The organism is Bdellovibrio sp. HCB185ZH (genome assembly GCF_047302455.1).
Lineage (GTDB): Bacteria > Bdellovibrionota > Bdellovibrionia > Bdellovibrionales > Bdellovibrionaceae > Bdellovibrio.
Genome location: NZ_CP178624.1, coordinates 750,044 through 764,383, shown reverse-complemented (window position 1 = coordinate 764,383; position 14,340 = coordinate 750,044). Strand labels below are relative to the sequence as shown.

Below are 14,340 nucleotides of genomic sequence, written 5' to 3'. Positions count from 1 at the left end.
TTTTCAGTCGGGGCAAATCAACAACCCGAGGGTTTTGCAAGGCGTCTTTAAAAGATGCGAGAGCAAGCCTCTCCCTTGTCCTTAAACTCTTTGTGAAAGATCCAATTACTGAATATACGGCACTTTTTATCCATGGCCGGGGACTTTAAAGCCGCTTCTTGGTCCACCAGTTCGTAGAGCTTGTAATACTGAACGATATTATCCCGCGTTGGGTCTCCCACCCAGCCCGGAGGGCGACGTGCCACCAAAACATCCATATACGGTTGGTCCAAGGTATTCATCGGGACATCTGGGTTTTGGGGAGTCGTATTTACGGCCGGAAAGCGAAGAGCTTCAAAAAAGTCGGCATAACTTTGGGAATCCGTTTGCATGAGCTTTGCACTCGCAGGAGGGTGTTTATGCAATGTTAAAGGGTGGTCGCCTTTGCTGCAAACCAGGCTATAAAAGTTAAACTGGAGATAAAACATATCACAGTGCTTGAACAGATCTTGTGAGGTCTGCAGAAGAATGTTGATGCTCTCGAGGCTTAGTTCCCCATCCAGCCACTGCGCGAAAATACCATGGTCTGCCAAAGAATCGTAGACGGCTTCAAGGGCTTCACGGCTCCACAGTTTCGCCGCTGCAAAATAAACCGGAGAGGGTACGTTGTTGACGATAAGATCGTACTTAAGCTTTTGGGTGCGCAGAAATGTAAGTCCATCGGCTTCGGTGAATTTCACATTCTTGGATTTCACTTTTTCAGCGACCAGAGGCATGAAATCCAAAACCTTAAGCATCGTCGGGTCTAAGTCTACGACATCCACGTGAGTGAAAAGGTCAGCAGCACCCATGACTGTGGTCCCAGTCCCTAAGCCAATTACGAGTGCTTTGTCATATTTATTTACATAGGACAATGGGGTAAGGCCCATAAAAGTATCTGCGGGGGAGTAAGACTTCCAGGAAGGCAGATTGATTGAGTGATGACCATTCATAATCATAAGTTTATGAGTATGATCTAACTCGACAAAGTTGACCTCGCTGGAGTTGTGTTTAAAAACTTTGACGTCGGTCACGCTGCGGCTGTCTTTGACCCAGCGAGTGAGATTTCTGTGGGAGTAACTGCCCAAGGACCACGAAAATGTTGTGATTAAAAAGTAAGTCAAGGTACACAAAACGAGGCTGATCGCTGCTACCAGAAAACGCATTTTCTTTTCTTTGTTGGCAAAGAATAAGCAAAGTAAACCCAATAGAGTCCATAACTGAAAAATTCCAGTCACTTCGAACAAGAATGAAATAAAGAGCGCGATACCCACGGCATTGCCAGTGCAATTCACAGCCAGATACGTTCCCAGCGGAATTTGATCGTTCTCCTTTTTAACTAAGGGCAGAAGGCTCCCAAAGAAAAAGCCCGTCGGAAGTATCAAGCCCACACAAAACAAGGAGCGTTGCAGGAATGTGGCAGAGGAGCTATCAGGCCACTGAATGAATTCCATGATGGCTGCCCAGAATACCGGCCATGAAAGGCTCCAAACCAGTAAGGACAGTATCAGGATGGCAGAGTGTTTTTTAAAGTCATTCCAACTTAATAGTTTGTAGCCGAGCTTTCCGCGAAACCACAGACTCGCCAGGGCCCAACTTAAGATTAAGGCAGCTAGGTACAGGGAATAGTGAAATGCCAGGGGAGCCAGAACATTTTGAACTTGGCGATAAAGGATGGATTGAATAATTCCGCTGACCACGGAAAAGGCAAAGAGTGGCACCAGCAATTGAGAATAGCGTTGGAAGTCATCCTTTAGGGAACTTGTGGGAGCTGTTGCGACCGTAGCGGTTGAGTGCTTCCACCAATACATCGCCCAAAGCCATTCCATCGCGCCCAGGGTCAGTAAAATTTTGTTGAGTCCCCATGTATGGAGAATGCCGAGCTCCATGAATACCAAAGCTGCAACCACCAATAAATGAAAATAGAAATATACTTTGTTGAAGGTAGAGACTTCGTCCAGTCCTCGGCTTCGCTGCTCTTCAAAATAGAGCGGTAACAAGAGTGACGAAATAAAAGAGATCGCAAAGAACAAGGCAAATCCGAAAATCAGGCTCAGAACTGGAAAGTTTAAAAGTTCGGAGCTTGCCTGATCAAATCCCATCAGGACTATAATGAGTCCGCATAAAAGGCCATGGCTCTTTGCGAGGGTCAGTTTCAGGCGAAGACTGAAATAAGAACCTAGGGCTGTTCCTAAATACGCCACGGCAATTAAAAAAAGCTGGATGAAAAACAGGCTTCCGAAGACCTGGGTCAAAATTCTTGAAATAATAATTTGATAAAGTAAGACGGGAACACCAAACCAAATTAAATAAAGAAACTCTGTTTGAGGACTACGTGGTTTTATCATTTTTTCTATTCACCCATTCTGGAAGTGCGAAAAGATACAACACCACAAGTAGATGCAGGAAGTACCGGTAACCGAAAATTTCTTCAATGCCGATGTGAAAACCGATCAGTCCCACGATCCACATTCGGCGTAGCATGCGCGGACCAAAAAGCAGAAAGGATCCGCATTCTAACAGCAAAATTCCTGCTTGCAGAAATCGCGCGACATCAACATCTTGCAATATAAGATTGCGAAGGAACGAGCGACCATTGCCAGTGTAGTGAACAAAGACCTGCAGGCTGGTTCCGTTAACCCATGATAGTCCCGAGTAAAATATTTTTTCCCAACCCGCTAAAAAGTAAAAAGACACCACGATACATGCGGCTACTTGGAAAAAATAGTTATGCAGGAATCGATATTCCCGAGCAGCGAGAGCAATCATAAGTAAGCAAAAAACGGACTGGCGATGATCGCCAAAGGGTTCGTTTTGCAAATACAATGAGGTCGAGAGAATAAAAAAGACCCCTGTCGCGACCGAGGTTAGTTTAGGTTTTAATTTAAACAACCATAGTGTCGCGCTGAGGATTGCGGCCAGGGTCACGGCTTGAAAAAGCGGATGGGAGCTCATGATCTTCTCGGGCAACCAGCCCGCAAGCGACACAACCCGTATCTCGCCATCAGAACGCCAAGGAATGAAAAGTTGATCCAACAAAAGAGCGATCGCCGAAACAATCGTTAGAATGCGAAAGCCGGTATAATATTTTTCACTGGTGGGCCACTTCATTTTTCGACTCCAGGTGTATGGCCACAAACCGACTGAACGATTTTTTGATCGTCGCTCAGTACTTGATTCGCCCACGCAAGGCTTTCGAAAGAGACGGCACCAAAAGTTTTATCCGGCAGCGTGCCCCACGTTGTGCGAGTTATGCAAAGGACGGGAAATTGCGCGATGACTCCTGATTGCTGAGACGTGAAGTGCTCCTGCAGTTCGGCGACACTTAAGTGCTGACTCCATTTATACGCTGTGGTTGGGTGTCGGCCCACCAGATACGTGGGATCGCCATCGTAAGTGTTTTGCAGGTTCAATGACTGAGGCAGAACTTCGAGGCCCTCGGGAGTGGATATTAAATATGTCTCATAGGATAAAGGAGCATCAGCAAAGAGAGGATAACGCTGCACCGGAAATAAAGGATGCACGAAAAAACAGGCAAAGAAAAGAGTCGCGCAACAGAAAATAATAGTGAGTTCGGCTCTTTTAGTCATCGCACTTTTCCATAGAAATAAGGCTAGACCATTGATAGCATCTTTGACAAGTAAACAAGGAGGAGATTCTGAAATCAAAAATATTCAGACTGGGTATGATTGCCATGTTCCTGACTGGCTTTTCGGGTCTTCTTTATCAGGTGCTGTGGATTCGCCTGTTTTCTTCTTTGCTAGGGGGCACGACTCTCTCCATTTCCTGCGTGATTGCTCATTTCATGTTGGGTTTGGGATTGGGTACCGCCGCGGCTCCTAAGTTTTTACAACGGGATTCTAAAAGGCAAATTCCTCTGTATTCGCTTTGTGAAATTGCGATTGTCGTGGTGATTGGCTTGGGCGCCCTGTTCTTATTCGGCGCCCATGAGGGGCTTGCGCACGTTTTAAAGGCCAGTCCTCTGCCGAAACTTCTGAATCACTTTATCATGTCCGGAATTTTTATTTTCCCTGCCACATTCTTGATGGGGCTTTCCTATCCTTTGATGAGTTATAAATTTTCCTCTTCCAAGGAGCATCAATGGCTTTACGCAGCGAACTGCTTGGGTGGGGCTTTTGGAGCACTATGTTCCTATCTTGTTTTGATTTATAATTTCGGTCTTTCCGGGGCTTTGATTTTTGGGTTTTTTCTGAACATTCTTGCTGCAGCTTTATTTTATAAAGAGAAATATGCGTTCTCTGCCGAGTCCGAAATTAAGCTCGATAAAAATGTGACTCCGAGTGAAAGCGGTGCTTTCTCCGCAGGAAAATTAAAGTTATGGGCCTTGTCACTGAGCGCCCTGAGCGGGTTCTTTGTTTTAAGTCTTGAGCAAATTTGGTTTCGATTGGCACATTTGTTTTTGGGCGGTCGGGTGTACGTGCACTCTCTGGTGTTAGCGGTATTATTGATAACGTTGGCTGCTGGGGCATTTTTAAGCCCCAAACTTTCTAAACTCTCTTCCGAGATGCAATTGAAAGCTGTCCTGTTTATCTTGCGCTTAACGGGCGTGTTCGCAGCTTTTGGATTTATCCTTTTGCCGTCGGCGATTTCTCAAGGGGTGGATTTAGATCACCCTTATGCTAAAACGATCAAAGCTGTTTATTTTGGAGTTTTGATTTTTATCGCTGTTCTTCCGGGATTTGTTCTGGGTCTTTGTTTTCCTTTATCTCTGAAGGTTATTCAAACAGGGATGAACACGGCTTTACAAAAAACACGAAGTCTTTCCCATGCGGTCTATATCAATACATTTGCATCTGTGCTGGGGAGTCTATTGACGACCTACCTTTTGTTTTCATGGTTGGGAACTATTGGCAGTTTAAAACTGCTTTACATAACACTTTTGCTTTTGGGTTTGGTTGGAACTTTATTGTTTGTGCGTGGACCGGCGAGGGTTTCTTCAGTCATCGTTTCGATTTTGCTGATAGGTTTTATTGGAACTCGTTCAGCTAGTTTGAATCCCGCAAGCTCGGCCCTGTTTGAGGCCGAGGATGAGTTTGGTTATTTGAATGTCATTCCTTTAATTCAAAATGAAAAAAACAAGATGGACCGCTGGGCCATGTTTCACAACTATACATCCTTGGTGGCTCCTTACGGCTTTGGCGAAACCTCAACCGTGCAGCGAAGCCTGGCCCTTTTTCCGACGATCTATGCGAAAGATGTGAATGACGTTTTGGTCGTGGGTATGGGGTATGGAATTACGACAGAGGCGTTCAGTCGTATTCCTGAAATTAAAAAGATAACCAGTGTTGATATCCTGCCTTTGGTTATGAAGGCTCAGGGTGCATTGAACTTTAAAGATAATTCTTATCTACAAGACCCTCGGGTTGAAAACGTCGCTGATGATGGCCGAAGCTTTATCGCGCTTTCAGACAGAAAATGGGATATTATCACGGTCAATGTCGATCCCTATGGACCGGGCACGACCTATTTGATGTCTCGGGAATTTTACAAGATGGTGCGTGGGCACTTAAAACCTGGTGGTATATATGCGCAGCTTATTTTCGGTGCGAGCCGGGATCTGGTTTCGCTCTTTCACACCCTGAGCTCTTCATTTCCGTATTATCGGATTATGCCAGGTTACTCCTATGATGGCTTGATCGTCGTCGCCAGCGAAAATCCGCTACCAGATTGGTCAGAGGTCTCCTTGCAAAGAGTGAAACCTCTGTTGCCCATAGGGAGCTGGGATGGTTCTTCTTTGGAAAAAAACTCTGACTTCGCTTTAGCGGAATCGGTGGCTCGTGGTTGGGTGGAATATGTGCAGCGTGAGGCTCCAGGTCCCTGGAAATTCGTAACGGATGACAATCTGTTGGTGGAATCCAGTCGAACTCGTTTTACAGACCTCTTATTAACGTATCCGAAGGACTACTAAAAACATTCTTGGGAGCGAGGCAGGCCCGAATAATCCGCAAATATAAATTCATCTCTCTGGTAGAGATTATTGATAATATTGCGAATTGAAGTCGCTTCCAATACGGCCCGATCCAGAGTGTTCATCTTGCCGCCTGTATACAGTGGAATGTCACGATACATAAAGTTGCAGCGAAGATTGAAAATCGGTTTTTTCTTTAAGGTTTCATTGTAAAAACGTGCATCGCTTTCACGAAGGAAAGACTCCATCGGTCCCGAACTTAATGGGCGGCTTTCGTTATAGGCCATCAGGATCGGGTAGTATCCCGCAATAATGTCGATATGTTTAAAGTGAGCTTGAATAGGCGCCAGGAAATCTGCGAGTTCCGCAACATTGTGAACCGTTGAGCCGTCGAAATAGGTCTGATAGACGCCGTGGGGTTTCAGGCAACTTTTTACCAGTTCGACAAATTCTAGGGTGTATAGTTTTGCCGCGTTGAAATTTCCTGGGTAGGTCGCTGTATTGACTATTAAGTCGTAGCTTCCCGCCGGGCAGTTTCTTAAATAGGACATTCCATCGATCAGATGAATGGATTTGTGGGGATTGTTCGCGAGATCATTATTATACTCTTTAAAGTGCTGCAGATTTTTTAGAACGGTCGGGGAGATTTCTATCAAATCCGTGTGTTCACTGATGGCAGTGACTCCCCAGGAAGTTTGACCGGTACCCACGCCTATAACTGCCGATTTCTCTAAAGAATCAGCAAAGTATCTGCGAGCATATAACCCGATCAGATTCTCCGTGCCTCTGTCGATAATGTGTGAACGGTGCCCATCAACGATGTAGTGAAGTGATACCTGGCCATCTGTAATGGGGTCTTCCATCACGGCAATAGATGAGAACGCTTCAGAGAAAATTTGTGAATTAATACTGGCGGGTCTGATTTGTTTAACAAAACGATTGTTAAACAGTCCAGAAGCTTGGTCTTTTTGAAATGCAAAAAAAGCGAAGATTACAAGGACGACAAATCCCCACGATGCTAAAGCGTATTTCTTATCGAAATATGTAAGAATCATCACCGCGAAAATCAGGATCCCCAAAGCGGTGGAAAAATAGAAATTCGTCCAAAGATAGGGGGCCATGAATGCCGCAAGTACCATACCCAGAATGTTTCCTAGGCAAGCGATCGCATTTAGGTAGCCGCTTGCCTGATCAACGGGAAAATGAACAGAAAGTTCTTGAGTGCTTTTGATGAAAACCAGGCTGGAGGCGAAAACGGGAAGTGTTAAGCAAAGTGCGAGCACCGAGGACCAAATAAAATAGTTAGAAAGATTGCCCGTAAAATTCTCAGTGATAAGTGGCGGAAGCGTTGAAAAGCTTGACTGCAGAACCAGCAAAGCCGCGGCCCATGCAAAAAACAAAAATGTTCGGGAGGCATTGTGCAGACGTTTTTCGCTGAACCCTGCAACAGTCATCCAAAAGAAAACGGCGGCCGAAATTAAAGTGGCATGCAGGCGAAAAGCCTCGGTTAAGAATACCTGAGTTTTTAAAGCCCAAAAAACTTGATACGAGCTCAGGGCCGAAATCAGAAAAACAGAGAGGGGAATCACCAGGAAGTTTTTGGTGAATAGCTTTTTCCACGCGCCTGAGGGGCTTTGATCAACGTGAAATATATCGTGATTCAACAGGAACACCAAAACGGCACCCAAGCCTATTTGACCCAAGGACAGTGCCAACAATGAGGCCTTAACGGAAAGTCCAAAGGTAAAATAGATTTCAAACGCCAAAAGACCTAAGATGGCGCCTCCATGATAAAGACCATAGATAAAGTTAAAGCGGATGCGGCGCAGGTAATAGCTATAAAGAGGCAGCTGTATTCCCAAAGAAACGGCAGGCAGCAAAAGTCCCAAAACTACGACGAACTGTGGAGGTTGGATTTTATAAAAATCCAGGGAAAGTGCGAGGAATAATCCCAGATTGTATATTCCCGTAAGAATCTCTACCCAAGGTAAATAGCGACGGATTTTCGAGCTGAGCAGGCTTCCCAGAGCCGTCCCTGAAATGAAAGTCAGAGTGACCAATAAGAAGGTAATATAAAGATCGCCCAAGGTCATTGAGACGATCTTTTGGTAAAGGATTTGAGATGATAAATTGAGTAGCCCTGAGAGCAGGGCTACGAAACTTAAAAGCATTACTTATTTGAACCTGAAGAAGACGAGCAAACTTTTCTTCCAACAGTACAGCCAGAGCTCGATCTGCCTGGTGCAGAGAAGGAGTACAAACTGTTACCGTTTGAACACGCGTAATACTTCGTCGACGTTGTGTAACCAGAGTTCTTAGTCGTTTGTACGTAGTTACTTTGTGTACAAGTCGGAGTGGCTGAACATCCTGTGCATGTCGGATTTCTCTTTTCCTCTTCCTCTTTTGCCTTTTGCTCGGCAGCGATTCTTGCAGCTTCAGCTTCTGCAGCTTTACGTTGTTCTTCGGCGATTCTTGCAGCTTCCTCTGCTTTACGTTTTTCTTCGGCTAGTCTTGCTTCTTCTTCCGCTTTAGCTTGAGCTGCAGTTTTGGCGACGCAATTTGCCGATTCAAGGATAGTTGTACCATTCACACATCTGACATTCAGGACGCCAGAAGTCGTTGGATATCCATCCATATTTTTCATAGTTGGTTCAGCGGCAGTACAGTTAAATGTAGCACCTTGGCCATTGTTCAGACGTCCTACAGTCAAACGAGACTTTCCTAAGTCACTAGGGCTATCAAAAACGGCGTTCAGCAATAGAACTGAGTCACGACAGTTAGCATTGCCGGAGCCCGTATTGATAGGGGAAGTCGGAGCAGTCGGCTCATTTTTAGTAGTGGATGCGGTGTCAGCCGGCGTGTCTTGTTGAAAGCGGTATTCATACCGGCTTCCCGATTTTCCTCGTGAAAAACCTGTTTCGGAAATTACTGCAATTACGAATATCAGCAATACACCAGATGCTAATTTAAAATGAGTTTGCCTTTTCATGGAATCCTCCCAGAAAAAATGCTATCTCAATTAGGGAACAATTTTAAGAAAAATATCCCAGACGCGGCCTTTCTTAATGTCGCCTTTTTTATTTCGGTAAGTAAACTCGCCCGGGCCGATCACCTTTGCATGGTTATTTAAGTCCTGCGTGGTGTTCTCGTACTTTAAGGAGATGGACTCTACGCCCATATCTTTTAGAGTTTTCATTTCTTTCTTAACGCTTTTGCCGTTATGATTGGAGTCTCTCCAAAGGCGGAGATGAGCCCAGATCGGGTCTTTGGCGTCAATGACTCCATCCTTGTTTTCGTCATAAGCCTGAAGGTTTTTGAAACCATCCTGATAGTTATTGATGTCGCCAAAGAGCTCGGAACCCGCATCTGCGATGCCGTTCTTATTTGCGTCATACACTAACAGGTAAGTTTCAGTTTTAAACGAAGGCCAGGAGATTTTGTGAGGTGTCCCTTCAAACAGTGGGAAATAAGAAGTTTTATCTACCACTGGAAGACCTTCATCCTCGAACTTCAGTACGATCGGGGAGAAGTAACCGCCACAGAATTTGTTTTCACCAGGGAAAGACGCAAGCATCGTTAACGTTTTGCCGTTTTCAGAGACATACCACTGGTTGGATGCAGTCACTGGACCATTGAAGGCCATAAACTGGGAAGGAGTGGTCGCCACTTCCTGTCTAAAGCTGATATCCTTAATAAACTCCGATTTAACTGCAAACTCAGAAAGTTTAGTAAAGTCCGTTCCGGAAGCCAAGACATCAACCGGGATGGTCTTGGCTTCTGAAAGATTAATTCGAATCAGATTACCCTTTAAGGAAGCATTCAAGTGAATCTTTGCATCTCCGTTGACCACAGTATTATCTGTGATATTTGCCGCAGCACCCGCTCCATATGTATTCATGGTGGCAGTCGCTGGAAATTTGATCTCGACTTCTTTGTAAGCGCCGCTAACAGTTAGATATTTTAGCTTTGCAAATAGTTGCGAGTATTCAGAGATCGGGTTGGGCACAGAACGAAGATTCGTACCAAAGCAGCTCACATAAATATCCAAAGTCGTCAGTGCGCCGCTAGACCCATTGACCACCAACTGTGAGTCCAAGACCACGTCATTCAGATTCGGCCCTGTAAAAGGCAGAACGCTGGTTGTTGCCGCTTTTGTATCAGCAGCAAGCGCAGAGGAGCCAATCAAAGAACTCATTGTAAGGAGTGTGGTTAAGATTTTTGGTGTCATCTGATGACCTCCATACTAATAAGCGGAAGTGTCACGGATTTACGGATGAATGTGACGGACTTCAAATCTTGTAGAAGCATATTTTTATCAACATATTGACCTTGTTGATAAGTTTGAAAAACCAATTCGTTTTTACTAGTCTTCGGATTCAGTCTGATCGTGATGCGTGATAAGTTGACGGGCTCAACTTTAACAAACGGAGCCGCACCACCCACCGGAGGCAGAGTGCGCAAAAAGATGTCAGCATTGTTATAACTTGCATTCGTCACCGGATGAGTGTTTTGGAAATTCACTGATGCCAGCGCTGCCGACATAGGGATCAGGTCACTCCCTGCAACTCGTCCGAGATATGATGCAAAACGTGGAGCCGTTAGGATATTAATTCCACCAGCACTGTTTAAAGGGCGCAGGTAAGTCGGGCAAGAGAGCAAGAATAGTTTTCCATCCGCCCAGCGATTGGAGAAAACCTTGGTCATGGTACCGGAATTAGGACCACCTGCGGTACCAGTTACATTGGCAACAGAATTCAGCCCCACATATTGAATAGAGCCGTTATTCATCATGTCAGGCGAGTTGCCAGCATTTTTATATGCAAACATCGGATCGTAAACCAAAGAGTCAAATTGATCCTCTTCGGTCTGCAGCAGATAGAAATACTCGCCCACCGTTAAAGTAAACTTTCTTTCCGCAAGATTCGCGTTTTTTAAAGTGGAATAAGGCACATCCGGGTAGTAGTCGTAAAAGTTTTTACCCGTGTCGTCAGTTACGGAAAGCTTGTTAAAACTAGAAGCTGATTTTTTAAGGATATTGACCGTGGCGATATTCAAAGTGGCAAGATCGGCCTCGCCCTCAGAACGTGCGGTTTGTTTTTTCAATGCCGTCGTAAAGTCGGCGATAAACTTGGCATTACCTAGAGCCACAACGCCAATAAGGCCGACGACCACCAATAACTCCGTAACAGTCATGCCGCGCTTATTATGAAGAGGATTGAATTTAGCTATTTTACAGTGATGAAGTAAGTGTACTTTTTCCACTGCTCCTCCTTCCATTTATTAGCCAGGATGTTCTGACTTGCCAGCGCAATTTTGATGTCGACTTGATATAAATTACGGACGAATAAGCTTGGAATGATGACGTAACCAAAATAAGCCTGGCAGCCATCCGTTGCACATTGAGCTCTCGGAATTAAATTTCCATTAGATATTCCGTAGGGAAGTTTATCCGCCGTCAGTAACGCATCTTCCTTTTTCACATTGGTTTCAAACGTCACTTGATACATGGAAAGATTAAAGCGAATGCTTTCAACGATTGCCTGAACATTGTCGTTCGCAACGCGTGATAGTTTAAGTTGTGAAGTCATACCTGCGATGTAGCTAATATAATAATAAGTCGAGTAGCTGACGATAATGCCAATCGCTACCGAAGCTAACAATTCAATCATAGTGAATCCGCGATTGCTGAGTTTCATATTATAAACCCTTTCCGCGGCTCACTTCTTTGATCAAGAAGCGAGTGGTTTGTTTTTTACATTTCACCAAAGAGTCTTTTGCAGAAACGATTCCGCAATCAGGGTCTACCGTTGTCCATTTGAACGGATCAGAAGTTCTTAAACTTACAGGGTTGCAAATCCAATGTTGGTATCTGTCATTAACGCCAATATTCGACTGCCATAGGGGAGCCAGAGACGTGTTCGAGCAACCCAAATAGTTACCAGCTTTATCTTGGCCCAAGATTTTTGCATTGATCAGTTCTTGCACCGCTTGTGGCTGATAGATACTGCTCCAACGAATACCTGCCGTGTAGGCAGAGGGGTGGATACTCAGATCATTCGTGATGACGGTACCAATGATACGTAATGGTTGGGTGCGGGAGTTGATCGTGAGTTTTTCACACACAAAGAAGCCAGTAATAAAAGTTTGATCAGCGGTGATCACGCAGTTAGCCACTAATGAATCGGTGCGGAATTTACCACCTGATAGATTTACAGTACCTTCGTTATATCCTGGATCGGTGTTGTTCGCATAGGCAGGATTAAATTTCCAAGCATGGCGTGCTTGATCCGCAAAAGATGTATTCCATTTAGCAGCAGGGAAAGCCGAGTAATCAGCTCCCGAATCACCTGGATCTGGAGCGGCAAAGCATTTGTCATCGAACTCTGCCAAGTTTTGCGCAGCTTCTGTTGGGCGGTGAAGTTGGTCGTATCCAGCTTCATTCGGCATTGGGTATTCGGCAATGTCGCCGCCAGCCATGCCAGAATTATTCACCCATTTTAAAGGTGTGGTCCCGTTGGAATTTACGCCGGTCAGAACCATAGCGCTTCCAACCTTGGTAAAATTCACGCCATTTGTCTTTTTATAGAATTCACTGGAAGTGTTTTGGCGCAGATTTTTTCCATCCAAATATCCATAGTCGTAAGCTTCAAAAATAAATTTCATGCTGGGCGCAGATTTAACGTTATTGTTAGTGGCGCCATTTGAATAAGGAGCAAGATTCACTTCACCGTTAAACGTAAATCTCAGATCTACTTGATTGTATTGCTGACGATTCCCAACCACCAGAGGAGTGGACTGAATAACAATCGATGCACCGCCCATACCGGAAGGGTACAAAGTCACTTGCCCTTCGCGGTGAATGTAAAACTCTGTAAAATAGATACCCCGCGGTCCAGTGGGGCCTTGAAGTCCATTGTAATACACTTTGGCTTTCATGATTGGCGTACCTTGAGCAACTGTCACTGCCGCATTTGCCACAACGCCGGGGACGTTGGTTACCGAGCTATAGCCATCAACATCGCCACCTTGTTCAATAAAGTTATCGATGTTACCCAAGTTAAATTGAACAACCGCATTGTTAGTTTCTGACAAAGTCGGGCGCACCCATAATTGCGCCGAAGTCGTTTGATTCAAGTCATAAGAGGCCATCAGGCGCTTGCGACACATTTTTTGAACATCGAAGATATCTTCGCTGGCCTTGATGATATTGAATAAGTAGTCCAAACCCGTATCGCGAGTAGCATCCAATTCAAATCCACCCAACATGCCTGCAAAATTAGGCATGCTGTAGTTATACATATAACCATCGCCACCGGCAGTTTTCACAATGTAAGGCGCATTGTCCATTTTGATGGTGCCGCCACCCAAAACAACTTTGTCGACAAAGATAACATTATTCATTGCCGGAGTTGTATTGCTCGGAGGAAGACTTAGATCACCATTGACAAAAACAGGGCTTTCAAAACGCAGTCCACCGTTCGAGTTTTGAACAGGGATATTATCAAGACGGATATTTCCCGTGCCCGGATCGTATTTCCCACCGCCTAAATTCAGATTGTTTGAAACGATCAAGGCGAAATAAGTGAGTTCTCGCGGATAAACGATATTTCTGGAAGTCAAAGTTTGATTCAACTCTGGGTTCGTCTTGTGCTTTAAAAACACAGTGATTCGCAAAGGCACTTCGCGACCGCGTACAGCAGAGATTGCTGTTGAATCGCGATCAATGGTGATTTTTGCTGATTCAAAGTCTTCGACGATTGGCGCGACGACAGAATAAAGTGGATGGCTATTCGTCAAAGTGCTGAAATTAATGTTCCCAGTGATATTCAACAGGCGAGTGGTTGCCAAGGGCTCAGGGTGTGGGGTCTCCGAGTTTTTGATAAACAAAAGCGTCTCATCAGTAAGCAACAAGCGTTGCGTATAACCAGAACTCGTCAGACTGCAGTTCATGTCCTGGGACCAGTTAGGCGACAAGCACCAGCTCTGTTTGATCGCATTCACGGTGTAAGCATAAACACCGTCTAAAACGACACGGTGGTCAGTTTTAGTCGCGGCCTTGTTTAAAATTTTTGCTTGGCTTTCGATATAGGCGATGGAAGCAAAGAACATAATGCAAATCACCACCCCACCAATCAATGTGGTGAGGAGCACGGAGCCCTGTTGCGAGCGCAACAATCGCTTATGAAACGCACTTTGCTGGTTCAAACAATCCCCTTTGTTCCATATTAATATCGGCAGAAACGTTCCCTTTTGTGAGTAAACGCTGGCAAAAAAAATTGATCGAATTGTCTGGGATTGAGACATAATATTTTCAGGTTTGCTATATGCCATCTGAGCATTGCGAATAAGTATTCATATTCCGGTCTTGGGGTCGGTTCCTCGAGAGGGCTTCC

10 protein-coding genes are annotated in these 14,340 nt (G+C 45.0%); 1 reads left to right on the top strand and 9 read right to left on the bottom strand.

Annotated elements, in window-relative coordinates; genetic code table 11:
* Positions 1-47: 47 nt before the first annotated feature.
* The 3 genes from ACLSU7_RS03775 to ACLSU7_RS03765 form a co-directional block, all read right to left on the bottom strand.
* Positions 48-2,120, bottom strand: coding sequence for a spermidine synthase (locus tag ACLSU7_RS03775; protein ID WP_413294221.1), 2,073 nt, complete (start codon positions 2,118-2,120; stop codon positions 48-50).
* A 229-nt stretch (positions 2,121-2,349) separates the two neighbouring features.
* A complete protein-coding gene (locus ACLSU7_RS03770; RefSeq protein WP_413294220.1) occupies positions 2,350-3,129 on the bottom strand; it encodes a hypothetical protein in 780 nt (259 codons plus the stop codon).
* A complete protein-coding gene (locus tag ACLSU7_RS03765; protein WP_413294219.1) occupies positions 3,126-3,608 on the bottom strand; it encodes a hypothetical protein in 483 nt (160 codons plus the stop codon). Before ACLSU7_RS03765 ends, ACLSU7_RS03770 begins: the two co-directional genes overlap by 4 nt.
* A 95-nt stretch (positions 3,609-3,703) precedes the next feature.
* On the opposite strand from ACLSU7_RS03765, the gene ACLSU7_RS03760 reads away from it, so the two are divergent.
* Positions 3,704-5,947, top strand: a complete 2,244-nt coding sequence (locus ACLSU7_RS03760; protein WP_413294218.1) for a fused MFS/spermidine synthase — start codon at positions 3,704-3,706, stop codon at positions 5,945-5,947.
* Here the strand turns inward: ACLSU7_RS03760 and ACLSU7_RS03755 are convergent.
* The 6 genes from ACLSU7_RS03755 to ACLSU7_RS03730 form a co-directional block, all read right to left on the bottom strand.
* Positions 5,944-8,040, bottom strand: coding sequence for a hypothetical protein (locus tag ACLSU7_RS03755; protein ID WP_413294217.1), 2,097 nt, complete (start codon positions 8,038-8,040; stop codon positions 5,944-5,946). The genes ACLSU7_RS03760 and ACLSU7_RS03755 overlap by 4 nt on opposite strands.
* Before the next feature lie 77 nt (positions 8,041-8,117).
* Positions 8,118-8,936, bottom strand: a complete 819-nt coding sequence (locus tag ACLSU7_RS03750) for a hypothetical protein (protein ID WP_413294216.1) — start codon at positions 8,934-8,936, stop codon at positions 8,118-8,120.
* Between the two features lie 30 nt (positions 8,937-8,966).
* Entirely contained in the window at positions 8,967-10,142 is a 1,176-nt protein-coding gene (locus tag ACLSU7_RS03745) for a hypothetical protein (protein ID WP_413294215.1), read from the bottom strand.
* A gap of 29 nt (positions 10,143-10,171) precedes the next feature.
* Positions 10,172-11,209, bottom strand: coding sequence for a hypothetical protein (locus ACLSU7_RS03740; RefSeq protein ID WP_413294214.1), 1,038 nt, complete (start codon positions 11,207-11,209; stop codon positions 10,172-10,174).
* Positions 11,173-11,616, bottom strand: coding sequence for a hypothetical protein (locus ACLSU7_RS03735; protein WP_413294213.1), 444 nt, complete (start codon positions 11,614-11,616; stop codon positions 11,173-11,175). Before ACLSU7_RS03735 ends, ACLSU7_RS03740 begins: the two co-directional genes overlap by 37 nt.
* A gap of 28 nt (positions 11,617-11,644) precedes the next feature.
* Complete coding sequence (locus ACLSU7_RS03730) at positions 11,645-14,152, bottom strand: hypothetical protein (protein WP_413294212.1); 2,508 nt, start codon at positions 14,150-14,152, stop codon at positions 11,645-11,647.
* Between the last annotated feature and the right edge of the window lie 188 nt (positions 14,153-14,340).

What these genes read in the sequence shown, in the direction of transcription:
- ACLSU7_RS03775 (WP_413294221.1), bottom strand. Translation starts at nt 2,120, where the DNA reads ATGGGATTTGATCAGGCAAGCTCCGAACTTTTAAACTTTCCAGTTCTG.
- ACLSU7_RS03770 (WP_413294220.1), bottom strand. Translation starts at nt 3,129, where the DNA reads ATGAAGTGGCCCACCAGTGAAAAATATTATACCGGCTTTCGCATTCTA.
- ACLSU7_RS03765 (WP_413294219.1), bottom strand. Translation starts at nt 3,608, where the DNA reads ATGACTAAAAGAGCCGAACTCACTATTATTTTCTGTTGCGCGACTCTT.
- ACLSU7_RS03760 (WP_413294218.1), top strand. Translation starts at nt 3,704, where the DNA reads ATGATTGCCATGTTCCTGACTGGCTTTTCGGGTCTTCTTTATCAGGTG.
- ACLSU7_RS03755 (WP_413294217.1), bottom strand. Translation starts at nt 8,040, where the DNA reads ATGACCTTGGGCGATCTTTATATTACCTTCTTATTGGTCACTCTGACT.
- ACLSU7_RS03750 (WP_413294216.1), bottom strand. Translation starts at nt 8,936, where the DNA reads ATGAAAAGGCAAACTCATTTTAAATTAGCATCTGGTGTATTGCTGATA.
- ACLSU7_RS03745 (WP_413294215.1), bottom strand. Translation starts at nt 10,142, where the DNA reads ATGAGTTCTTTGATTGGCTCCTCTGCGCTTGCTGCTGATACAAAAGCG.
- ACLSU7_RS03735 (WP_413294213.1), bottom strand. Translation starts at nt 11,616, where the DNA reads ATGATTGAATTGTTAGCTTCGGTAGCGATTGGCATTATCGTCAGCTAC.